Origin of the sequence: Micromonospora noduli (assembly GCF_003264365.1) — a bacterium.
In the GTDB taxonomy this organism is placed as follows: domain Bacteria; phylum Actinomycetota; class Actinomycetes; order Mycobacteriales; family Micromonosporaceae; genus Micromonospora; species Micromonospora noduli.
In genome coordinates this window covers 19,289-38,634 of the sequence record NZ_PYAK01000057.1, presented here as the reverse complement: position 1 = coordinate 38,634, position 19,346 = coordinate 19,289, and the positions used below count along the sequence as shown (strand labels likewise).

The following is a 19,346-nucleotide window of genomic DNA, read 5'->3' as shown; positions in this document are numbered from 1 at the left end:
GCCTCGGGCCGGCGGCGTCCGTCGGCGACCGCGGGCCGGTCGCGCGCCTGGCCGACGACCCGGCGGTACGCGACGCGCTGGCCGCCCGCAACGCGCCGCTGGCGCGATTCTGGCTGGATCAGCGGTCACCGGACGCGCCCGGACTGCCCGGGCTGGTCGGCCGCCGGGTGTTGATCGTGGACGCCGAGGACACCTTCACCGGAATGCTGGCCCACCAACTGAGCGCGTTGGGTCTCGCGGTGACCACCCGCCCCTGGCACGCGAGCGGCCCGGTCGACGACTACGACCTGGTGGTCGCCGGTCCCGGACCGGGCGACCCGGGCAGCACGGACGAGCCGAAGGTGCTGGCGCTGCGGAAGCTGCTGACCGGGCTGCTGGCCACCGGCCGTCCGACCCTCGCGGTCTGCCTCGGCCATCAGGTGCTGGCCGGGCTGCTGGGGCTGACGCTGCACCGCCGGGACGCGCCCTACCAGGGGTTGCAGCGGGAGGTGCCGCTGTTCGGCCGGACCCGCCGGGTCGGGTTCTACTCGACGTTCACCGCCCGCGCCGAGGCCGACCGGCTGGCCACCGCGTACGGGCCGGTGGAGCTGGCCCGGGACCCGGACGACGGCGCCGTGCACGCGCTGCGGGGACACGGCTTCGCCGGGGTGCAGTTCCACGCGGAGTCGGTGCTCAGCCCGGACGGGCTCGCCGTGCTCAGCGAGCTGTTGACCGAGCTGCTGCCCGCGCCGCGCCCGGACGAGCTGTCCGCGACGCGCGGAGGCGCATAGTCGCCCCGGCGCGGGGGTAGGGGCTGGATGGACCGGTGGCGCGGCCGGGTCGAGAGCCCCCGCCCGCGCCGCCGGTCGCCCCCGCCCCGTCAGCCGGCCAGGCCCGCCTTCAGCGCGGCACCCATCTGCACGGCGCGCCGGGCGGTCAGCGCGCACGCCCCGAGCGCCACGGCGTCCGGGGCGATCTCCCCGTTGTTGCTGGTGTGCGAGGGGCCGTACGGGTTGCCGGCGATGAACTGGCTGGTGTCGGTGTAACCGGGGGTGACCACCACACCGCCCCAGTGGTAGAAGACGTTGAAGAGCGAGGTCAGCGTGGTCTCCTGACCCCCGTGCGAGGTCGCCGTCGAGGTGAAGGCGGAGTAGACCTTGTTGGCCAGCGCGCCCTGGGCCCACAGCGGGCCGGTGGTGTCGATGAACTGCTTCAGCTGCGCCGCGACCATGCCGTACCGGGTCGGCGCGCCGAGGATCACCACGTCGGCCCAGGCCAGGTCGTCGACCATCGCCTCGGGCACGTCCTGGGTCTCCAGGCGGTGCGCCTGCCAGCCGGAGTTGGAGCGGATCGCCTCGTCCGGCGCCAACTCGCGCACCTTGCGCAGGCGCACGTCGGCACCGGCGTCCCCGGCGGCCTCACACACGGCCTGCGCCATCTGGTACGTGATGCCGGTGGCGCTGTAGTAGATCACCGCTACCTTGGTCTGGGCAGCCATCAGAGTGTCCCCTTCTCGTCTCGGATCAGCTCCCGCGACTACCCGTTGCGGACCCGCTCTAACGACAGCCCCGGCGCTCCCGGTTACCGGTCCGCCGGCTCAAGTTTTCCGCAACTTCCCGGTCGTTCCGGCCCGACGTCGCGCCCGGACCGCGATCCTGGTGCCATCGGTGCCGGCGGGATCGAGCCGCCGCCCCGCACCGGGCACCTGAACGGGGGATCGCGCTCCGCCGGCAACGGCGCTGGCGCAGCGCGATCAGGGGACGATCACCGCTCCCGCGCCCCGCTCCGGCTCAGCGCACCAGGGTCGCCATCAGCCGGTCCAGCTCGGCCGCCGGGTCGACGGTGAGACCGGTGTGCACCGGCCCCGTCTGGATCATCGTGCTGCGCGGCGCGGCCAACCAGTGGAACCGCTCACCGAGGCGCATCCGGGTCGCCGGCCCGTCACCGGAGCAGGTCCGGTCCCAGGAGTCGAGCACCGCGGCCACCGCCGGCAGGTCGACGTCGGGCGCCAGCGCGCGAACCCGGTCGGCGTCCAGGTGCGTCCGCGCGGCCAGGAAGTCGCGCTGCTGGCAGTAGAGCAACACCCCGACGTTGATCTGCTCACCGCGCTCGATGCGGGGCACGAGCCGGATCAGCGCGTACTCGAAGGGTTGCCTCATGCCCCGCTCCCCGATGGCAGCCAGTCGGCCGTGCGGGCGACCCGGCGGGACAGGTGATTCAGGTACGCGTCGCGCGCCGCGTCGGCCGTCTCGAAGTCGGCGGCGGTCAACCACTCCCCCGGCACCAGGGCCAGCACCTCGGTGAGCAGCTCCGGGGTGACCTGGGGGGCCAGCTCGGCGTCGGCCTCGGCCAGCCGCGACGCGTACGGCGCCAGCACGTGGTCCTCCGCGCGGTAGGCCCGGTGCACAGCAGCCTCGGCGCGTGGCCAGTTGTGGTGGAAGTACAGCGAGGCGCCGTGGTCGATCAACCACAGCTCCCGGTGCCAGACGAGCAGGTTCGGATTGCGCCAACTCCGGTCGACGTTCTCCACGTACGCGTCGAACCAGAGCACCCGGGAGGCCAGCGCCGGGTCGACGGGGTGCGCCACCGGGTCGAAGCCCAGCGCCCCGGGCAGGAAGTCCATCCCGAGGTTGGCGCCGCCGCTGTTGCGCAGCAGCTCCTGCACCTCCTGGTCGGGCTCGGCCCGCCCGATCACCGGGTCGATGTCGAGGACCACCAGCGGCGGCACCCGCAACCCCAGCCGGCGCGCCAGCTCACCGCAGATCACCTCGGCGATCAGCGCCTTGGGCCCCTGCCCGGCGCCTCGGAACTTCGCCACGTAGGTGCCGAGGTCGTCGGCCTCCACCACGCCCGGCAGTGACCCACCCTCGCGCAGCGGGGTGACGTATCGGATCGCGGTGACCTGGCGGAGCACGCCGCCCACCCTACTGTGGCCGGCAGGGACGGGTGGCGGGCCGGCCCAGACCGGCACGCGCGGGTCAGTCGAGCTTGTCGCGCAGCTTGTCGACCTGGGTCTGCAGGCGGTCCACAGCGTTCTCGTTGTTGACGAACGTGGTGATGCCCGCGGCCAGACCGAGCCCGATCAGCACGGCCAGGATGCTGAGCACCAGGCCGCCGATCGACACGCCGCGACCGGTGACCCCGGGTCGGCGCGCCATCTTGAGGCCGACGATGCCGAGGATGATCCCGATGATGCCGAGCACCAACCCCAGCCAGGCGAGGATCGCCGTCAACACGCTGAACAGACCAGCCACTCCGAACACCAGGGCGAAGGTCGCCGCGGCGCTCGTCTTCGCGCGGGTGTCCCCCCGATGGCCGCGGGATCCGGCCGTTACGCCGGCGCCCCGCGCCGGCTCGCTTGCGGCAGTCATGAGATTCCCTTCCGTACGCGCGGCGCGCGTACTTGCGGCGAGGGCATTCCCCCGACGACCGCCGTTACGCCTCCCACCAGCAGGAGTGTCGGTGGCCGGCCCTAGGCTGGCCGCCCGGCCACGAAAAGGAGCGCCCGATGCCTGTCGACCTCAGCGCGGCCGACGCGCTGGCGCTGCGGATGACCAGCCTGCTGCTGCGCCCACACCCGAGCACCCGACCCGGCACCGTCGCCGAGGTGGTCGAGTGGTTCGGCGCAATGCAGGCACAGGATCTGGCCAGCGGGCTGTGGTCGCTGGGCGCCCGGCTACCCGGTCGCAGTGTGGCCGACGTGCAGGCGGCGTTGGAGCGGCGTGAGGCGCTGCGGACCTGGCCGATGCGGGGCACCGTGCACCTCGTCCCGTCCGCCGACGCCCGCTGGATGCTGGAGCTGACCGGCGTACGATCCCTGGCCGGCGTGGCGACCCGGCGGGCGCAGCTCGGGCTCACCGAGGCCGACGCGGACCGGGCGGTGGAGGTGCTCGGCACCGCGTTGGCCGGCGGCGGGCGACTCACCCGCGCGCAGTGCCTGGCCACCCTGCGGGCGGCCGGCCTGGGCACCGACGGGCAGCGTGGCTACCACCTGCTGTGGTATGCGAGCGTTCGCGGCGTGACCTGCGTGGCGCCGAACGTCGGCACCGAGCAGACCTTCGCCCTGCTCGACGAGTGGGCACCCACGTCCCACCGGCTGGAGCGGGACGAGGCGCTGGCTCTGCTCGCCCACCGCTACGTTCGCGGGCACGGCCCGGTCACCGACCGCGAGTTCGCCGGGTGGAGCGGGCTCACCCTGACCGACGCCCGGCGCGGCCTGGCCGCCGCCGACGACGCGCTGAGCACGGTACGCGTCGACGGCACTCCGATGTACGTCGACGCGGCAGTGGCCGACGCGCCACGCACCGCGCCGGACGACGTGTTGGCACTGCCCGGCTTCGACGAGTATCTGCTCGGCTTCCGGGACCGCACGTTGATGCTCGACCCGGCCCACCAGGCGGCCGTGGTGCCGGGCAACAACGGCATCTTCCAGGCCACAGTGGTCCGCGCCGGTCGGGTGGTGGGCGTGTGGAAACGCAAGGTCGGCCGCACCGCGGTCACCGTGACGATCCAGCCGCTCACCACGCTCGACGTCGCCGCACGGGCCCGGGTGGAGCAGGCGCTCGGGCGCTACGCCGCCTTCCTCGGGCTGCCGGCCCGCTACGACTGGTTGACCTGACCCGGCGGCGTCACTGCTCCGGTGGTGCCGGGTCGGCCGGTCGTGGGCGGGCGGCGCTGAGCAGGTCGACGATCCGGGTCACCCGGGGGTCCGCGCGGATCTGCGCCACGCTGGCCGGCAGCGGCAGCCGCCAGTTCGGGTACTCGTCCACAGTGCCCGGCATGTTGGGTTGGCGCACCTCACCCAGCACGTCGTAGAGGGAGACGCCGACCAGCCGGGTCGGGCTGGCCGCGAGCGCGGCGTGCATCGCCACCACCACCTCGCCGTCGTCGGGCGTCTTCGCCGGTTCAGCCGACTCAGACCCCACAGCCGGCTCGGGCAGCAGTTTCTCGGCAGCCAACATCGTGAGCAGCCGGTTCCGATCGTCGGCGGCGCGGGCCCGCTCCACCGCCACGTCGGTGCCGAGCAGCTTCAACTCGTCACGCACCCGCACGTGCTCACCGGTCAGGAAGCCCGGCGCGGTGGGCAGGTCGTGGGTGGAGATGGTGGCGAGGGCGTTGCGCGGCCACCGGGCCGGCGGGACGAAGTCACCGGCCTCGTCGCGGGCGAACCACAGCACTGTCGAGCCGAGCATGTTGCGCCCCCGCAACCCTCGGGTCACCGCCGGTTGGACCGTGCCGAGATCCTCACCGACCACCACCGCGCCGGCCCGGTGCGCCTCCAACGCGAGGATGCCGAGCATCGCCTCGGCGTCGTAGCGCACGTAGGTGCCCTCGGCGGCGCCGCCGCCCGGCGGCACCCACCACAGTCGCCACAGGCCGGCGACGTGGTCGACCCGCAGGCCACCCGCGTGCCGCAGGACGCGGCGCAGCATGTCCCGGTAGGCGGCGTAACCGGTGGCGGCGAGCCGGTCCGGGCGCCACGCGGCGAGCCCCCAGTCCTGGCCGAGCTGGTTGAAGTCGTCCGGTGGCGCGCCGACCCGCACGCCCTGGGCCAGCACGTCGGCGAGCTGCCATCCGTCCGCGCCGCCCGGGTCGATGCCGACGGCCAGATCGTGCAGGACACCGACCGGCATTCCCGCCGAGCGGGCCGCCGCCGTGACGGCGTCGAGCTGCTCGTCGCACAGGTGTTGCAGCCAGGCGTGGAAGGTGACCCGGTCGGCGAGGCGCCGACGCTGCTCGGCGACCGCCGGGGCGTCCGGGTGGTGGAGTTCCGCCGGCCAGGCACGCCAGTCGTTGCCGTGCCGCTCGGCGAGCGCGCACCAGGTGGCGAAGCTGGTCAGCGCCGGGTCCGCGGCAAGATCCACCGGCTGGGCGTACGGATGCAGCAACTCCAGGGCGCGCCGCTTGGCGGCCCACACCTCGTCGTAGTCGATCAGGGGCCCGCGGTCGGGACGCAACGCGTCGACCACCGCACGGGTGGCCGGGTCGGCCGCCCGGTACGCGGCGGTGTCGCTGACCCGTAGGTACAGCGGGTTGACGAAGCGTCGACTGGCGGGCGAATACGGTGAGGTGGCCACCGGATGCGCCGGCCCGACCGCGTGCAGCGGGTTGAGCAGCACCAGCCCGGCCCCGGTGTCACCGGCCCACCCGGTGAACTCGGCGAGGTCACCGAGGTCTCCCATGCCCCAGGAGCGCTCCGAGGTGAGCGCGTAGAGCTGGAGCATCCACCCCCAGCTGGACGGCGGCACCGGCAGCCGGCGCGGCACCACCACCAGTGTCACCTCCCGGTCGGCGCAGGCCAGCCGGTGCCAACCCAGCGGCAGGTCCGCCGGCAGCTCACCGTCGACCGCGCGACGGCCACCGTCCTCCAGGGTCACCACCCCCGGGCCGGGCAGCGCCCGGCTGCGCCCGTGGGTGAGCACGACCGTCTCCGGCAGGGCGCTCCGGTCGACCGCGCGGGCGGCGGCGAGCGCGTCGGCGATCGCCGACGGGCTGCTGGCGTCCACGCCGAGCAGCCCCAGCACACCCACCACGGTGTCCGGTGCGACAGCGACGCGGCGGTGCCGCCAGTCCTCGTACCAGGTGGAAACACCGTGCGCGTTTGCCAGCGCGGCCAGTCGTCGGTTCATGCCGTCCCCCGCTTCACGACGAAACCTGCGACCACCTTGCCACGCCCGCCCCCACACCGCAGGGCACGCGCCCCCGCCCGCGCCCCGCGCGCCCCCGCCGCGCCGATCTTGCACTTCCTGTCCCGACACAAGGAGCATTCCACCTGTATCGACAGCCGAAAGTGCAAGATCGGCGCGAGAAGGGCCGTCAGTCGGCGAGCGCGCCGGCGGCTCGACCCTCGTGCAGGGTCAGGTTGCGGCCGTTGGCCGGGTCGAACAGGTGGATCTTCTCCAGGTTGAACCAGACCCGCCGCGTCTGCCCCTCGGCGACCGGGGACTCGGCGGACAACCGGGTCACCAGGTTGCCGCCGGCACCGGCGAAGTCGGCGGCGCCCGCGTCGGCGGCCAACTCCTCCAGCTCGGCGGCGCTGGCCTTCTCCCCCTCGACTGTGAAGTAGACGTACTTGTCCGAGCCCATCGACTCGACGATGTCCACCGGCGCCTCGAACTCCATGCCCCGCCGACGGGTGTCGTCGTCGACCAGTTCGGCGTCCTCGAAGTGCTCGGGCCGGATGCCGAGGATCAGCTCCCGGGGCGCGTCGGCCGACTCCAACTCCCGGCGGACCCGGTCACCGATCGGCACCTTGCCCAGGGCGGTGTGCAGCTCGCCGTCCTGCACGGCGGCGTGCAGGAAGTTCATCGACGGCGAACCGATGAAGCCGGCCACGAAGAGGTTCTTCGGGTGGTCGTACAGCTCCTGCGGCGGCCCGACCTGCTGCACCGCGCCCCCGCGCATGATCACCACACGGTCGCCGAGGGTCATCGCCTCGGTCTGGTCGTGGGTGACGTAGACGGTGGTGGTGCCGAGCTGCTTCTGCAGGCGGGACACCACGGTGCGCATCTGCACCCGCAGCTTGGCGTCGAGGTTGGACAACGGCTCGTCCATCAGGAACGCTTTCGGCTGGCGGACGATCGCCCGGCCCATCGCCACCCGCTGACGCTGGCCACCGGAGAGGTTGGCCGGCTTGCGGTCCAGCAGCGAGGTCAGCTCCAGCACCTTCGCCGCCTCGTCGACCTTGCGGTCGATGGTCTCCTTGTCGAGTTTCGCCAGCCGCAGCGGGAACGCCATGTTCTCCCGCACTGTCATGTTCGGGTACAGCGCGTACGACTGGAACACCATGGCGATGTCCCGGTCCCGGGGGGCCTTGTCGTTGACCCGCTGCCCGGCGATGCGCAGCTCACCGGAGCTGATGTCCTCCAGCCCGGCGATCATGTTGAGGGTGGTGGACTTGCCGCAGCCCGAGGGCCCGACCAGGATCACGAACTCGCCGTCGGCGATCTCCAGGTCGACGTCCTGCACGGCGACGGTCCCGTCCGGGAAGCTCTTGCTCACCTTGTCCAGCACGATGTCAGCCATGACTACCCACCTATCCCTTTACCGCGCCGGAGGTCAGGCCGGACACGATGCGACGCTGGAAGAAGAGAACGAACAGGATGATCGGAACGGTGATCACCACGGCGGCGGCACAGATCGCCCCGGTGGGGTCCTCGAACTGCGACGCGCCGGTGAAGAACGACAACGCGGCCGGCACCGTGCGGGACCGCTCGGTCGAGGTCAGCGAGATGGCGAACAGGAAGTCGTTCCAGCAGAAGATGAAGACCAGAATCGCCGTGGTGAACAGCCCGGGCGCGGCCAGTGGCGCGATCACCCGCCGGAACGCCTGCCCCTGGGTGGCGCCGTCCATCTTCGCCGCCTTCTCCAGATCCCACGGGATCTGCTTGAAGAACGCCGACAGCGTGTAGATCGCCAGCGGCAGCGCGAAGGTGATGTACGGCAGGATCAGCCCCAGCCAGGTGTCGAAGATCTTGAGCTGACGCTCGATCTCGAACAGCGGCGACACCAGTGACACCTGCGGGAACATCGCGATCAGCAGGGAAACGCCGACCAGCAGCTTCTTACCGGGGAAGTCCAGTCGGCTGATCGCGTACGCGGCCATCGCGCCGAGCACCACAGCGATCAGCGTGGCGATCAGCGCGATGCCGATCGAGTTGACCAGCGCCCGGACGAACTGGTCGGTGTCGAAGATGGTCCGGTAGTTGTCCAGCGTCCACTCCCGGGGGATGAAGTTCCCGTCGGTGAGGGTGGCCGGCGTCTTGAACGACAGCGACGCGATCCACAGCACCGGGACCAGCGCGAAGACGACCACGAGGACGTCGAGCAGACCCCAGCGCAGCTTTGCCCTGGTAGTGGTTTCGACAGCCATGTCAGCGCCTCTCTCCGTCGTCGCTGCCCGGAGCAGCGGTGCCGAACAGCTTCACGAAGACGAAGGCGATGATCGCCACGGTGATGAAGATCAGCACCGACATCGTCGAACCGATGCCGAGGTTGAGGCCCCGGATCAGGTTGTTGTAGGCGAGCATCGACACCGACGACGTCTCGTTGCCTCCGGCGGTCAACACGAAGATGTTGTCGAAGACCCGGAACGCGTCCAGGGTGCGGAACAGCAACGCGACCAGGATCGCCGGCTTCATCACCGGCAGCATCACCTTCGTGAACTTCTGCCAGGCGGTAGCGCCGTCGGTGGAGGCCGCCTTGAGCAGGTCCTCCGGGACCAGCGCCAGCCCGGCCATCAGCAGCAGCGCCATGAACGGGGTGGTCTTCCAGATCTCCGCCAGCATGATGATCGCCAGGGAGCTGGCCCGTTCGGTGAGCGGCGCGCCGTCGCTGAACAGGTCGGCCAGGTAGCCGGTGCCGGGCGTCCAGGCGTACCGCCAGGAGAACGCGGCGACCACTGTGACGATCCCGTACGGGATCAGCGCCGAGGTCCGGACCAGGCCGCGCCCGACCAGGGTGCGGTGCATGATGATCGCCAGGCCCATGCCGAGCACCAGCTCGACTGCCACGGTGACCACCGTGATCAGCGCGGTCACCCCGAACGCGGTCCACCAGAACTCGTTGGTGAGCACCGTGACGTAGTTCTCCAGCCCGATGAACTCACGCTGGTCGGGGAAGCGCAGGTCGAAGCGCTGCAACGACAGCCAGACCGAATAGATGATCGGGTACGCGGTCACCGCGATCATGACCAGCGCGGCCGGCGCGCAGAGGAGCAGACCGAGCCGGCGTTCGGCCTTCTTGTTCTCGCTCAACGGGGGCTTGCGACGGCCGCCGCGTTGTTTCGGTACGGCGGCGGGCCGGCGGGTCTCGTCGGCGGCGACGTCGGCGCCGGTCGGCGTGGCGTTGATACTCACGGCAGGACCCCCTTGGACTGGAGGGCGTCGGCGATGGCGCCGCGCAGCTCGTCGGCGGTCTGCTGCGGGCGGATCCCGGACGGCGGCGACAGGATCGCCGACATCACTGTGGAGATGCTCTGGTAGGCGGGGGTCAGCGGACGCGTCGCCGGTTCCTTCAACTCCTCCAGGATGGTGTCCCTCATCGGGTACGCCTCGGTCATTTCCGGGTCGTCGAAGACCGCCTCGATGGTCGGCGGCACACCGTCGTTGATGGCGGAGAACTTCTGGTGCTCGGCGCTGCGGATGCACCGGGCCGCCTCGAAGGACTGCTCCGGGTGCTTGGAGTAGGAGCTGACCGCCAGGTTGACCCCACCGATGGTGACCTTGCTGGGGGTGCCCTCGTCGATGCCCGGAATCCGAGCCCAGCCGACCTGCTTGGCCAGCTCCGGGTTCGCCTCCTGAAGAGCCGGGTAGACGAACGGCCAGTTCACCTGGAACGCGCCCGCGCCGGACTGGAACTCCAGCCGAACCGGGTCCTCCGTGGCGTTGCTGAACGACGGCGAGGTCACGCCCGACGTGGCGAACTTCTTCAGCTGTTCCAACGCCCGGACCGTGCCGTCGTCCATCACGGCCTTCTTGCCGTCGTCGCTGAGGATCTTGCCACCGGCGCTTTCGGCCAGGGTGTTGTAGAGGACGACCAGACCCTCGTACTGCGCGCCCATGGTGAGCACCTGGTACGGCTTGCCCTGGTCCTTGAGCTGCTGGGCCGCGCTGATCATCTGGTCCCAGGTGGTCGGCGGCTGCGGCACCAGGTCCTTGCGGTACCAGAGCAGCTGGACGTTGGTGTTCTTCGGCGCCGCGTACAGCTTGTCCTCGTACCGGGCGGTGTCCAACGGCCCGGCGAGGGTGCCCTGCTCGACCTCGGCCTTGTCCTGGCCGGTCCACTCGCGGATCCAGTCGGCGCTGGCGAACTCCTGGGTCCAGGTGACGTCCAGCCCGAGCAGATCCATCCCGCTGTCCTCGGCGGCCAGCCGGCGCACCATCTGCACCCGCTGGTCGTCGGCCTGCCGGGGCAGCACCCGGTAGGCGATCTCGTACCGTCCCTGGGCCTGCGCGTTGCAGTCGTCGACGACCTTCTGCAGGTTCTGCTCGGGCGGGTAGTACAGGTTGATCGTCGGTGGGCCACCAGCGTCGTCCGCGCCGCACGCGGCCAGCGGCGCGACGAGTGCCAGCGCGGCAGCCGCCGCGCCCAGCCGAACAACCGGCCGGCGTCGGTGTCGAGCCGTTTCGGGGTCCGTCATCGCCCTCCCCCTCTCCTCGGCGAAAGACCGGGGAGGGCATCCGTGCCCCGGCGCACGGCGAGCCGATTCCGAGTCGGCAAGCTGCGGAAACTCCGGCCCGGATGCTCTGTAGCGGCTACTCTGCCCCACCCGTGAAGTCGCGAAACATGGCTGTCACAGCGGAAGTCCGCGCCGGTATATCGTGACGCCAAATAGCAGGGTAGTATGTGTCGCATGGTAGCGGCGGAGAGCCAGCCCATCGACGACAACGACCGGCAGACCCAACTCCTGCGGGGCGCGCTGGACATGTGCCTGCTGGCGCTGCTGGCACGCGAGCCCGCGCACGGCTACGAGCTGGTTCGGCGGATGGAAACGGCCGGCTTCGGCGCCATCAGCTACGGCACCATCTATCCCCTGCTGACCCGCATGCGCCGACTTGGCCTTGTCGCCCACGAACAGCAGGTCAGCCCGACCGGCCCGCCCCGAAAGGTCTACGCGCTGACCGACTCCGGTCGGGTCCACCTGGATGCCTGGCAGAAACAGTGGAACCGCTTCACCGACACGGTCGACGCCGTTCTCTGCCCGCTCGACCACAACCCCACGAGGAGTTGACCCATGGACACCATCGACCGCCTTCTGGGCGAAGCCGACCAGGCGTGGCGGGGGTACGGGGTCGGCTCGGCCGATCGGGCGGCACTCGCCGCCGACCTGCGCCTCGACCTGCGGGCCGCGGCCGCCGACGGGGGCGATCCCGCGCAGTTGATCGGCGGTGACGTGGCCGGCTTCGCGCGGCGGCTCGCCGACGAGGCTGGCGTCCGACGGGTGCGCGGCGACTACGGGCGCATTCTCGGCACCGCACTGATCGGCGCGGTGCTCGGTGTCGTGCTCGGCTACGGCCTCCTGATGGCGGCCTACCCGGCCTTCGTCCGCATGGTCGACATCCCCCGCTCGATCGACGTACCGGTCCAGCTCGCCGTCGCCGTCTACTACGGCATACCGGCCGCCGTGGTCATCACGGGAGCGGTCATCGCGGTACGGACCCGGCTACGCGACCTGCCCAGGATCCGGCGGACGGCTCAGTTGATGAGCGTCCTCATGCCGGTGGCCGGCATCGTCATCACGCCGATCACCGTCGCCTTCGCCTGGGCCACCGGCTACAGCGCGGCGCCGCCCGTGGTGGTCGCGGAGATCGCCATGGTGCTGGCCGCACTCGCGGGCGCCACGGTGCTGGCGCGTCGCTTGTCACTGCGCGAGGGCCGGACCGCCGCCGAGACCTCGCACGCGGACGCGACCAGAGTCAAACCCGCCTGACGGTACGAGCAGCGCCAGCCCTTGCGCACAAGCTGCTGGCCCTGACTTCCTGCGCGCTGCTGCCCGAGCGTCAGCTCCGGGCCCTGGCCCAGGAGAGGAAACGCTCGGTCATCCTGGTCGGTGGATGATCCGGGTGGAGTTGGGTGAGCTGATTCGTCGCCTCGTGCATCAGAGTGCCGAGGTAGATCAGCAGTGCGGTTCGGCTGGTCCGGTACTCCGTCAGCAGGGCGAGCTTGGCCGGTTGGCAGGGCCACTCGGTGCCACAGTTCCGGCACCGCCACAGCGGGCGCATGGCGACGTGCGGGACGGGCGGCCGGACCACCATCACCGCCACCGCGCCGAGGGCTGCTGGGCTGTCGGGGTGAGCACATCGACCTCCTCGGGGACGGGGAAGGGGCCGCTCCCGCAAGGGGGAGACGGGAGCGACCCCGGAGGGCAGGGCCCGCCGCCGCCATTCCGGCCACCAGCGGACCCGCCACTGGTGACAGTGTGGTGATGAGGCGACTACCGTCGATACGTGCTCGCGCCATTTGTGCAGCTCAGCGGTCCAGGTGAGCACCCATGAGGGACACGCCGAGCCAGACTGAGCGAAGGTTGGGGAATCGATGGGGACCGTAACCGACTACGTACTGGAGGAACTGCGTCTGTTCCGGACGGGGTTCGGGCTCAGTCAGGACGACTTCGGCAGGGGCATCGGTTATTCGGGTTCGCACGTCAGCTCGGTGGAGACCGGCGGGCGACCGCCCACGAAGGAGTACATGAGGGCGGTCGACACCCACCACCAGACCGGCGGACGCTTCCTCCGCATGCTGGACGGGTTGGCCCGGCTCGACGCCGAGCCGGCCTGGCTGCGCGAGTGGATCGAGTTCGAGCGGGAGGCGACCACGCTGCGCTGGTTCGAGTTGGCCTACGTGCCGGGCCTGCTCCAGACCGAGCGGTACGCCCGCGCGACGCTGGCCGGTGGCCGGTTCGATGCCGAGGACGTGGACCGGATCGTCGCCTCCCGGTTGGAGCGCCAGGCGATCCTGCAACGCCCGCGCCCGCCGCAGCTCATCGCCGTGCTGGACGAGGCGGTGCTGCGCCGGCCGGTGCTCGACCAGCCGGGCCTCATGGTCGAGCAGTGCGAGCACCTGGTCCAGTTGGCGACGGCGGAGCATATCCAGGTGCACATCGTGCCGGTGGATGCTGGGATGTACCTGGGGCTGGCCGGTCAGTTCATCATCGCCGAGATGCCCGACGGCGAGCGGGTGGCGCACGCCGACAACCAGCTCACCGCGCAGTTCGTCGATGCACCGACCGACGTCGCTAAGCTGGCAAAGACGTGGGAGATCGTGCGGAACGAGGCGCTCCCCCGCCGGCAATCAACCGAGCTGATCAAGGAAGTGGCGAAGTCATGGGCATGCTGACCCCACAGTGGCGGAAGTCGACCCGGTCCGGCGGCAACGGCGGATCCTGTGTCGAGGTCGCCGACAACCTGCCGAGCGTGGTGCTGGTGCGCGACACCAAGGACCGCGACGGCGGCACCCTGCACGTCGATCCGACGGCCTGGAAGGCGTTCGTCGCGTACGCCAAGCAGCACTGAACGTGAACTCGGGAAAAATCCCTCCTGCCTAAACATGCTCCGGCGGATCTGGAGATCTTGGACAGTTTCCGTTCTGCCGGAACGGAAACTGTCCAAGATCTACCCTGAAAAGTCTCCGACCACCCTCAGTCAGTTCGATGACGAACTACCGTCCCGACCATCGGACAGCAGCGGCCGAAGCCCTCAGCTTGCTATCGCCGCTTCCTGCGTCTTCGGCTGGCTGTCCGGACGGGCGAGCCGGATCGCGGCACCCGCGAGCACGGCACCGGCGATGGTCAGGGCGAGAATCTGCCAGGCCGGCCCCAACGGGTAATAGGAGCCGGGTGTGAATGCGCTGTGCACTGTGAAAACCGGACCGACGTCGCCGTGATCTCGAAATGCCCGCAGTACGTTGCCGTACAGGGCTACTGCCGGCAGAGCGAGCGCGGCCAGCGCGACGGCCCAGAGCCCGGCGGAGGCGCGTCGCCGTTCGGCAGACGCCTCCACGATCCGGTAGGCGAGAGCCGCTGCGAACAGCCACCCGACGACAAGTCCGATCAGGATGCCCGTCACGATCAGAGGTAGGAACATGGGCCTGCTCTGCGCCCAGCCGTCGAGGTGGACAGAGCCGTGGTCGGCGGTGAGGTAGCCCCGCACCTGGAGTGTCAGCCCGTTCGACTTGGCGCTGAACGTTGAGTTGCGCATCGGAAGGTCGACGAATGATTTGGTGTCACTGTTGAACGCGACCGCTTTGCCGCCGAGCGGCGTGATGCCGGAGACCGACCAGCCGTCAGCTGCGAACCGCTGCCGGGCCTTCTCAGCGTCCCAGGCGCCATCGACCTCGGTAGTCGTCGAGATCGACTCTTCCAGCCACGGTGACGCGACACGCAGCTGGATGGAATCGCTGGCGGCACCGCTGGCCCGCTGGGCCAGGCTGGCGATCGTGGCGTCGTCGGGCAGGTCCGCGAACGTCTGGGAACCGGCCCACGACCCGGCGGCCCCACCGAACGCGCCCATTGTCAGGGCGAGGAGGACCGCCGCGATCACCGCGAGCGGCCGGCGTGCGGGGAGCCGGAGCCGGTGGCGCACACCGCTGGCGAGCAGGTGCAGGGCCTCCCCGGGTCGAGGGCGACGCTGCCCGGGCGACGCCATCTCAAGGAGCGTCGTGATCATCTCGGTGCCGTACCGCTGCCGGTACCGGCCTGGGTACGCCAGCAGCAGCTTCCGGTAGTGGCGTTCGAGACTGTGGTCGTCGGTCGACCAGGTGGCGGCGGTCATGCGATCACCGTCCCGAAGCCCAGGGCACCACCGGGGCGCTTGCTCAGCTGGGTGTCGGCCGCCGTGGCATGCCGGCGCAACCGCTCGGCCTGGGTTTGCAGGGCCGCCGCTCCCGCCTCGTTGAGCCGGTAGTAGCGACGCAGCCTCCCGTCGACGACCTCCTCCCGGTCAACCTCGATCAGGTGTTGCTCGACCAGGCGGTCGAGTGCGCCGTAGAGGGTGCCAGGCCGCAGCTTGACGTCGCCGGCCGACAACTCCTCCACCGCCTGTACGACCCCATAGCCGTGCAACGGCTGCGCGGCCAGAGCGGTGAGGATCAGGAAGGTGGATTCATGCATGAGCGCATACTACGCGCGGCGTTATATAACGGCAAGGATTCTATTCAGAATCGCTCCAGCCCCGAACCTTCTGCCCGGACTGTTCGCCCGGACCGGATCAGGCATGCTGGAACGATGATCGCGCGCTTCAAGGACCTCTGTCTGGACGCCAACGACCCGCTCGCGCTCGGTGCCTTCTGGGCCCGGATGCTCGACGGTGACGTGGCCGATGCCGGTGACGGTGACACCCGGGTGGACCCCCGCTCGGCGCGCTCGAACGCAGAGTCCATCTGGGTGAACAAGGTGCCCGAGCCTCGGGTCGGCAAGACCCGCGTACACCTGGATCTGCGGTTGGCCGACGCGGACCCGGCGGCGTTGCTCGCGGACGGCGCCCGGCTGGTCCGCGAACCGGGCGGCGAGGCGACCTGGTGGGTGCTCGACGACCCGGAGGGCAACGAGTTCTGCGCGTTCCCGGCCCGCGACGGCACCCGACCGGGCCCGTTCGAGCTGGTGGTGGACTCGACCGACCCGGCGGCGCAGGCGACCTGGTGGGCCGGGGTGGTCGGCGGCACCATCGAGCACGAGTCGAGCACGTCGTCGGTGGCCGGCGCGGCCGGGTTCCCGTGGGAGTACTGGGTGTTTGTCGCAGGGCCCGAGCCCAAGACGGTCAAGAACCGGCTGCACTGGGACGTCGACCTGGTCGACCCTGAGCCGATGGCGCTGATCGCGGCGGGCGCGACACTGCTGCGGGAGCCGCTCGACGAGGCGCACTGGTGGTGGGTGCTGGCCGACCCGGAGGGCAACGAGTTCTGCGCCTTCGCACCACGCCCCACCGGGTGAACGACCGACTACCGAGCGCGGGCATCGTCGGCTAGCGTTTTCCTAGCGCCGTAGCCGGCGCGTTCGCCGCCGCCGTCGACACGCCTCCGGCCGACCCATGCCTGCCCGATCGGTTGGTAATCGCGGGAACGTCCCACCGCCGCGCCCCCGGTTCGGCAGGATCGTCCCAACGAGGAGGTGCCGTCGTGCAGGACACCCGCGCTCTCGCCCTGACGTTCGAGGTGAGCGGCCTGCCACCGGTCAAGACCGAAGCGTTGTCCATCTTCGCCGCCGGCCACCGGCAGGCGACGAGGGTCCGCACCCTGCTCCAGGCCGCCCTCGCCGCGGCCCAGCGCACCGGCTGGACGCCGTTGCCCGGGCCGATCGAGGTGGACCTGGTTTTGCGCTGCCCGCCCGGGCACCGTACGTCCGACGCCAGCACCCTTCTCGGCGGCGTCTGCGCGGTGTTGCAGGACAAGAAGCGGGTGTCGAGCATCGGCCTCGCCCACCTCGGCGTGCTGGTGGACGTCGCCCTCTACGACGACGACCGGCAGATCCGCCGGCTGTCGTACCACGAGGAGCCGGCGGAGGAGTTCTCGTACCAGGTGCGGGTCGCCGCCGTACCGACCGGGGTTTGACCGACGTTCGCGGTGGGGTATCGCGGACGCCGAAGAAGGGAGCACCGATGTCGGAGCCACATGTCACGCTCGACCCCCGCGGGCTCGATCCTGTGCAGCAGAAGCTGCGCGGCCCGCTGGAGGAGCAGCTGACCTCGGCGCTTCAGGCGGCCACCGAGCGGATCCGCGCCGACTACGGCGGCGAACCGGTCGAGCAGGTCTGCCAGCGACTGTTGGAGGAGACCCGCTCCGGGTTGCATCCCGACATCGCTGCCGGGTTCAACCCGGACATGGACGAGTTCTGCCGGGTGGCGGTGTCGATCGTCCGGCGCGACGCCGGCTGAGCCGCCCCGGTTGTCAGTAGCGGCTGAGCTGGGCGTACGGGCTGAGCACGATGCGTGGCGACAGCGCCGGGTCCAGCCAGTTGAGCACGTCGACCAGGTGATCGTGGGCGAGGGAGACGCAACCAGCGGTGGCATTGCCGGCGCTGGTGCTGAACTGGTGCAGGAAGATCCCGCTGCCCGCGTTCGGCACCGGCTTCGGCACGTTCGGCGGCATGTTGTAGGTGATCACCGCGAAGTGCGTGTACGCGGGGACCTCCTTCCACAGTGCTTCGCTGGCCCCGCCCGGGTTGGTCGCACTCTGCTGGAAGGTGTTGTAGAGCGCGGACGACGGGTTCTCGTTCCACCAGTCACCGCTGACGAGCCGGTGGTAGGGGAATCGCACGCCCGGGTTGGCGGCGATGCCGTACATGGTGGGGCCGATCGAGTAGACGCCCGTCGGCGTGGTCGGCACACCCTCCACGTGGTTGTCGCTGAAGCCCTTTGAGCCGATCCGGGCGGGCAACGACGCCGAGGCCGGCTGCCAGGTGCTCCGGACCCGCACGAACGCCTCCAGCGTGGCGTAGGTGGTGGTGTAGCTGCTGGCCCCGACGATGATCACCTGCTTCGTCTCCGCCGGCAGCGTGGTCAATGCGCTGGCGCGGTTCTGGGGCTGCCACTTCGGCAAGGGTCGCTGCACCGCGGCCGTGCCCCAGCCCGGCCGCAGCGGCCGGTCCGCCGCGAGTGCGGGCGCGGCCGGGACGATCACGGCTGGGGCGACCAGACCGGCCGCCGCGCCGAGTAGGAGAGATCTGCGCTTCATGCCGCCATCCTGACAGTCGAACCGGCGCGCGGTCTGCCCCGCTCGCAACGGTCGAACGACTCGCGGGCCGGGTCAGGACCGGGTCCGCAACTACCCGGCCCTGACCCTCGGCCGTCCGGCAGGGAAGCGGACAGCTCCGGCACCCCGCCGCGCGGGCGTGGCACGACACCACGCGCGCCAGAACGGGGTGAGCCAGCCACTTCGCACTCAGCTCCACGGTGCTCACCCGCCGAAGGCCGACGCGCCCCCGACACACCCCGACGGGCCGTGAGCGCCGGACCAGGTTAGGCGCGCTCCGGCCGGCCGGACAAGCCGGGTCGGACGACCGGCGACAGGACTGATCCCACGCTCAAAATCGGGCAGTTTGGCGTAACGCGACCATGATCGCCGACGCTGTTTGGCTTCGGTACGGTCAGAAGTGGCGCAGCAGGTCCCGGAACGCGGCGAGCCGCAGCACCCCGCCGTCGGTCGGGTCCAGCTCGTCGTCCTCCAGCACCCAGGTGTTCGCGTTCGGAATGAACACCGCGTTCAACCCGGCGGCACGCGCCGGCAGGATGTCGGACTTCGGGGAGTTGCCGATCATCCACGCGCCGTCCGGCGCGAAGCCGTGCTCGCGAGTGAGCCACCGGTACGTGTCGACGTTCTTCTCGGCGACGATGTGCGCGGCCCCGAAGTGGTGCAGCAGACCGCAGGCGTCCAGCTTGCGCTGCTGCTCCTCCCGATCGCCCTTGGTGAGCAGCAGCAACTCGTGCCGTCCGGCCAGCTCGTCGAGCGCGTCGGCCACCCCGGGCATCAGCTCCACCTGGTGCTCGACGAGGGCCACCGCCAGCCGGTCGATCTCCTGACGTTCGGAGTCGGTGGCCGGCCGCTCGCGCAGCCGCTCCAGGCACTCCGCCAGGCTGCGCAGGAAGACCTTGCTGCCGTACCCGTGCGCCACCGCGTTGGCCCGCTCGATGTCGTCGAGGACGGCCCGCAGCGCGGCCCTGTCCAGGGTGGGGTGGTCCAACCAGCCCAGGAAGTCGTCGATCACCCGCTCGAAGACGACGTTGTTCTCCCACAACGTGTCGTCCGCATCGAAGATCAACACCTGCGCCTGTCGTCGCGCCGCCACACCGACCGTCATGCCATGCCCTCCCCGTGCCACCGTCGCCAAGGCCGAGAGACAGGATAGGCGGGAGATCGATTTGAGATCTTCCGGATTT

The 19,346-nt window shown here is 70.7% G+C and carries 23 protein-coding genes; 9 read left to right on the top strand and 14 right to left on the bottom strand.

Annotated elements, in window-relative coordinates; translation table 11 throughout:
* Positions 1 to 770 (top strand): aminodeoxychorismate/anthranilate synthase component II (locus GUI43_RS28010; RefSeq protein WP_146765964.1); only part of this gene is annotated, 770 nt, incomplete at its 5' end.
* An 89-nt stretch (positions 771 to 859) separates the two neighbouring features.
* Here GUI43_RS28010 and wrbA read toward each other — a convergent pair.
* The 4 genes from wrbA to GUI43_RS27990 form a co-directional block, all read right to left on the bottom strand.
* The gene (gene wrbA / locus GUI43_RS28005; protein ID WP_112583030.1) at positions 860 to 1,477 is read right to left on the bottom strand and encodes an NAD(P)H:quinone oxidoreductase; all 618 of its coding nucleotides are present in this window, start codon (positions 1,475 to 1,477) and stop codon (positions 860 to 862) included.
* A gap of 292 nt (positions 1,478 to 1,769) precedes the next feature.
* Positions 1,770 to 2,138 carry a DUF3037 domain-containing protein gene (locus GUI43_RS28000; protein ID WP_091404117.1) on the bottom strand — a complete coding sequence of 123 codons (369 nt, stop codon included), beginning with the start codon at positions 2,136 to 2,138 and terminating at the stop codon, positions 1,770 to 1,772.
* On the bottom strand, positions 2,135 to 2,893 hold the full coding sequence (locus tag GUI43_RS27995; protein ID WP_112583311.1) for a HipA family kinase: 759 nt from the start codon (positions 2,891 to 2,893) through the stop codon (positions 2,135 to 2,137). The genes GUI43_RS28000 and GUI43_RS27995 overlap by 4 nt, the downstream gene beginning before the upstream one ends.
* A 64-nt stretch (positions 2,894 to 2,957) precedes the next feature.
* On the bottom strand, positions 2,958 to 3,350 hold the full coding sequence (locus GUI43_RS27990; RefSeq protein ID WP_091404114.1) for a hypothetical protein: 393 nt from the start codon (positions 3,348 to 3,350) through the stop codon (positions 2,958 to 2,960).
* A gap of 137 nt (positions 3,351 to 3,487) precedes the next feature.
* Here GUI43_RS27990 and GUI43_RS27985 point away from each other — a divergent pair, with 137 nt between their 5' ends.
* Complete coding sequence (locus GUI43_RS27985) at positions 3,488 to 4,597, top strand: winged helix DNA-binding domain-containing protein (RefSeq protein WP_112583029.1); 1,110 nt, start codon at positions 3,488 to 3,490, stop codon at positions 4,595 to 4,597.
* A gap of 10 nt (positions 4,598 to 4,607) precedes the next feature.
* Here GUI43_RS27985 and malQ read toward each other — a convergent pair whose 3' ends face one another.
* From malQ to GUI43_RS27960, 5 genes are all read right to left on the bottom strand, one after another.
* The gene (gene malQ, locus GUI43_RS27980) at positions 4,608 to 6,608 is read right to left on the bottom strand and encodes a 4-alpha-glucanotransferase (protein WP_112700144.1); all 2,001 of its coding nucleotides are present in this window, start codon (positions 6,606 to 6,608) and stop codon (positions 4,608 to 4,610) included.
* A gap of 187 nt (positions 6,609 to 6,795) precedes the next feature.
* On the bottom strand, positions 6,796 to 8,004 hold the full coding sequence (locus tag GUI43_RS27975) for an ABC transporter ATP-binding protein (protein ID WP_091404103.1): 1,209 nt from the start codon (positions 8,002 to 8,004) through the stop codon (positions 6,796 to 6,798).
* A gap of 10 nt (positions 8,005 to 8,014) precedes the next feature.
* Positions 8,015 to 8,851, bottom strand: coding sequence for a carbohydrate ABC transporter permease (locus GUI43_RS27970; protein ID WP_091404101.1), 837 nt, complete (start codon positions 8,849 to 8,851; stop codon positions 8,015 to 8,017).
* Between the two features lies 1 nt (position 8,852).
* A complete protein-coding gene (locus GUI43_RS27965; RefSeq protein ID WP_112602333.1) occupies positions 8,853 to 9,836 on the bottom strand; it encodes a carbohydrate ABC transporter permease in 984 nt (327 codons plus the stop codon).
* Positions 9,833 to 11,119 (bottom strand): ABC transporter substrate-binding protein, encoded by a 1,287-nt coding sequence (locus GUI43_RS27960; RefSeq protein ID WP_112700143.1) that lies wholly within the window; start codon positions 11,117 to 11,119, stop codon positions 9,833 to 9,835. Before GUI43_RS27960 ends, GUI43_RS27965 begins: the two co-directional genes overlap by 4 nt.
* 213 nt (positions 11,120 to 11,332) lie before the next feature.
* Between GUI43_RS27960 and GUI43_RS27955 the strand changes: the two genes are divergently transcribed.
* Positions 11,333 to 11,710: a PadR family transcriptional regulator gene (locus tag GUI43_RS27955; protein ID WP_112602335.1), complete on the top strand. Its 378-nt coding sequence runs from the start codon at positions 11,333 to 11,335 to the stop codon at positions 11,708 to 11,710.
* 3 nt (positions 11,711 to 11,713) lie between these two features.
* Positions 11,714 to 12,409, top strand: coding sequence for a hypothetical protein (locus tag GUI43_RS27950; protein WP_112583024.1), 696 nt, complete (start codon positions 11,714 to 11,716; stop codon positions 12,407 to 12,409).
* A gap of 70 nt (positions 12,410 to 12,479) precedes the next feature.
* On the opposite strand, the gene GUI43_RS27945 is transcribed toward GUI43_RS27950, so the two are convergent.
* Positions 12,480 to 12,734 (bottom strand): flavin reductase, encoded by a 255-nt coding sequence (locus GUI43_RS27945; protein ID WP_112602373.1) that lies wholly within the window; start codon positions 12,732 to 12,734, stop codon positions 12,480 to 12,482.
* 280 nt (positions 12,735 to 13,014) lie between these two features.
* Between GUI43_RS27945 and GUI43_RS27940 the strand changes: the two genes are divergently transcribed.
* Both GUI43_RS27940 and GUI43_RS27935 read left to right on the top strand, forming a co-directional pair.
* Positions 13,015 to 13,815, top strand: coding sequence for a helix-turn-helix domain-containing protein (locus GUI43_RS27940; RefSeq protein ID WP_112700142.1), 801 nt, complete (start codon positions 13,015 to 13,017; stop codon positions 13,813 to 13,815).
* Positions 13,809 to 13,991 (top strand): DUF397 domain-containing protein, encoded by a 183-nt coding sequence (locus GUI43_RS27935; RefSeq protein ID WP_112583309.1) that lies wholly within the window; start codon positions 13,809 to 13,811, stop codon positions 13,989 to 13,991. Before GUI43_RS27940 ends, GUI43_RS27935 begins: the two co-directional genes overlap by 7 nt.
* Before the next feature lie 183 nt (positions 13,992 to 14,174).
* Here GUI43_RS27935 and GUI43_RS27930 read toward each other — a convergent pair whose 3' ends face one another.
* Together GUI43_RS27930 and GUI43_RS27925 are read right to left on the bottom strand one after the other, a co-directional pair.
* Positions 14,175 to 15,248, bottom strand: coding sequence for a DotU family type IV/VI secretion system protein (locus GUI43_RS27930; RefSeq protein ID WP_112602337.1), 1,074 nt, complete (start codon positions 15,246 to 15,248; stop codon positions 14,175 to 14,177).
* The gene (locus GUI43_RS27925) at positions 15,245 to 15,586 is read right to left on the bottom strand and encodes a PadR family transcriptional regulator (protein ID WP_112583021.1); all 342 of its coding nucleotides are present in this window, start codon (positions 15,584 to 15,586) and stop codon (positions 15,245 to 15,247) included. Before GUI43_RS27925 ends, GUI43_RS27930 begins: the two co-directional genes overlap by 4 nt.
* Positions 15,587 to 15,700: 114 nt before the next feature.
* On the opposite strand from GUI43_RS27925, the gene GUI43_RS27920 reads away from it, so the two are divergent.
* The 3 genes from GUI43_RS27920 to GUI43_RS27910 all read left to right on the top strand — a co-directional run bounded on the left by GUI43_RS27920 (position 15,701) and on the right by GUI43_RS27910 (position 17,345).
* On the top strand, positions 15,701 to 16,405 hold the full coding sequence (locus GUI43_RS27920) for a VOC family protein (protein WP_112583020.1): 705 nt from the start codon (positions 15,701 to 15,703) through the stop codon (positions 16,403 to 16,405).
* A 185-nt stretch (positions 16,406 to 16,590) separates the two neighbouring features.
* Positions 16,591 to 17,022, top strand: a complete 432-nt coding sequence (locus tag GUI43_RS27915) for a RusA family crossover junction endodeoxyribonuclease (RefSeq protein WP_112583019.1) — start codon at positions 16,591 to 16,593, stop codon at positions 17,020 to 17,022.
* A 47-nt stretch (positions 17,023 to 17,069) separates the two neighbouring features.
* Entirely contained in the window at positions 17,070 to 17,345 is a 276-nt protein-coding gene (locus tag GUI43_RS27910) for a hypothetical protein (RefSeq protein ID WP_112583018.1), read from the top strand.
* A 13-nt stretch (positions 17,346 to 17,358) separates the two neighbouring features.
* Here GUI43_RS27910 and GUI43_RS27905 read toward each other — a convergent pair whose 3' ends face one another.
* Together GUI43_RS27905 and GUI43_RS27900 are read right to left on the bottom strand one after the other, a co-directional pair.
* Positions 17,359 to 18,144 carry a L,D-transpeptidase family protein gene (locus GUI43_RS27905; RefSeq protein WP_112700141.1) on the bottom strand — a complete coding sequence of 262 codons (786 nt, stop codon included), beginning with the start codon at positions 18,142 to 18,144 and terminating at the stop codon, positions 17,359 to 17,361.
* 412 nt (positions 18,145 to 18,556) lie between these two features.
* On the bottom strand, positions 18,557 to 19,267 hold the full coding sequence (locus GUI43_RS27900) for an HAD family hydrolase (protein WP_112700140.1): 711 nt from the start codon (positions 19,265 to 19,267) through the stop codon (positions 18,557 to 18,559).
* Positions 19,268 to 19,346: the final 79 nt, after the last annotated feature.

Coding starts and splice junctions, on each gene's coding strand:
- GUI43_RS27990 (WP_091404114.1), bottom strand. CDS start 3,350: ATGACTGCCGCAAGCGAGCCGGCGCGGGGCGCCGGCGTAACGGCCGGA.
- GUI43_RS27900 (WP_112700140.1), bottom strand. CDS start 19,267: ATGACGGTCGGTGTGGCGGCGCGACGACAGGCGCAGGTGTTGATCTTC.
- wrbA (WP_112583030.1), bottom strand. CDS start 1,477: ATGGCTGCCCAGACCAAGGTAGCGGTGATCTACTACAGCGCCACCGGC.
- GUI43_RS27935 (WP_112583309.1), top strand. CDS start 13,809: ATGCTGACCCCACAGTGGCGGAAGTCGACCCGGTCCGGCGGCAACGGC.
- GUI43_RS27960 (WP_112700143.1), bottom strand. CDS start 11,119: ATGACGGACCCCGAAACGGCTCGACACCGACGCCGGCCGGTTGTTCGG.
- GUI43_RS28000 (WP_091404117.1), bottom strand. CDS start 2,138: ATGAGGCAACCCTTCGAGTACGCGCTGATCCGGCTCGTGCCCCGCATC.
- GUI43_RS27975 (WP_091404103.1), bottom strand. CDS start 8,004: ATGGCTGACATCGTGCTGGACAAGGTGAGCAAGAGCTTCCCGGACGGG.
- GUI43_RS27955 (WP_112602335.1), top strand. CDS start 11,333: ATGGTAGCGGCGGAGAGCCAGCCCATCGACGACAACGACCGGCAGACC.
- GUI43_RS27930 (WP_112602337.1), bottom strand. CDS start 15,248: ATGACCGCCGCCACCTGGTCGACCGACGACCACAGTCTCGAACGCCAC.
- GUI43_RS27910 (WP_112583018.1), top strand. CDS start 17,070: ATGTCGGAGCCACATGTCACGCTCGACCCCCGCGGGCTCGATCCTGTG.
- GUI43_RS27950 (WP_112583024.1), top strand. CDS start 11,714: ATGGACACCATCGACCGCCTTCTGGGCGAAGCCGACCAGGCGTGGCGG.
- GUI43_RS27940 (WP_112700142.1), top strand. CDS start 13,015: ATGGGGACCGTAACCGACTACGTACTGGAGGAACTGCGTCTGTTCCGG.
- malQ (WP_112700144.1), bottom strand. CDS start 6,608: ATGAACCGACGACTGGCCGCGCTGGCAAACGCGCACGGTGTTTCCACC.
- GUI43_RS27925 (WP_112583021.1), bottom strand. CDS start 15,586: ATGCATGAATCCACCTTCCTGATCCTCACCGCTCTGGCCGCGCAGCCG.
- GUI43_RS27920 (WP_112583020.1), top strand. CDS start 15,701: ATGATCGCGCGCTTCAAGGACCTCTGTCTGGACGCCAACGACCCGCTC.
- GUI43_RS27985 (WP_112583029.1), top strand. CDS start 3,488: ATGCCTGTCGACCTCAGCGCGGCCGACGCGCTGGCGCTGCGGATGACC.
- GUI43_RS27945 (WP_112602373.1), bottom strand. CDS start 12,734: ATGGTGGTCCGGCCGCCCGTCCCGCACGTCGCCATGCGCCCGCTGTGG.
- GUI43_RS27970 (WP_091404101.1), bottom strand. CDS start 8,851: ATGGCTGTCGAAACCACTACCAGGGCAAAGCTGCGCTGGGGTCTGCTC.
- GUI43_RS27905 (WP_112700141.1), bottom strand. CDS start 18,144: ATGAAGCGCAGATCTCTCCTACTCGGCGCGGCGGCCGGTCTGGTCGCC.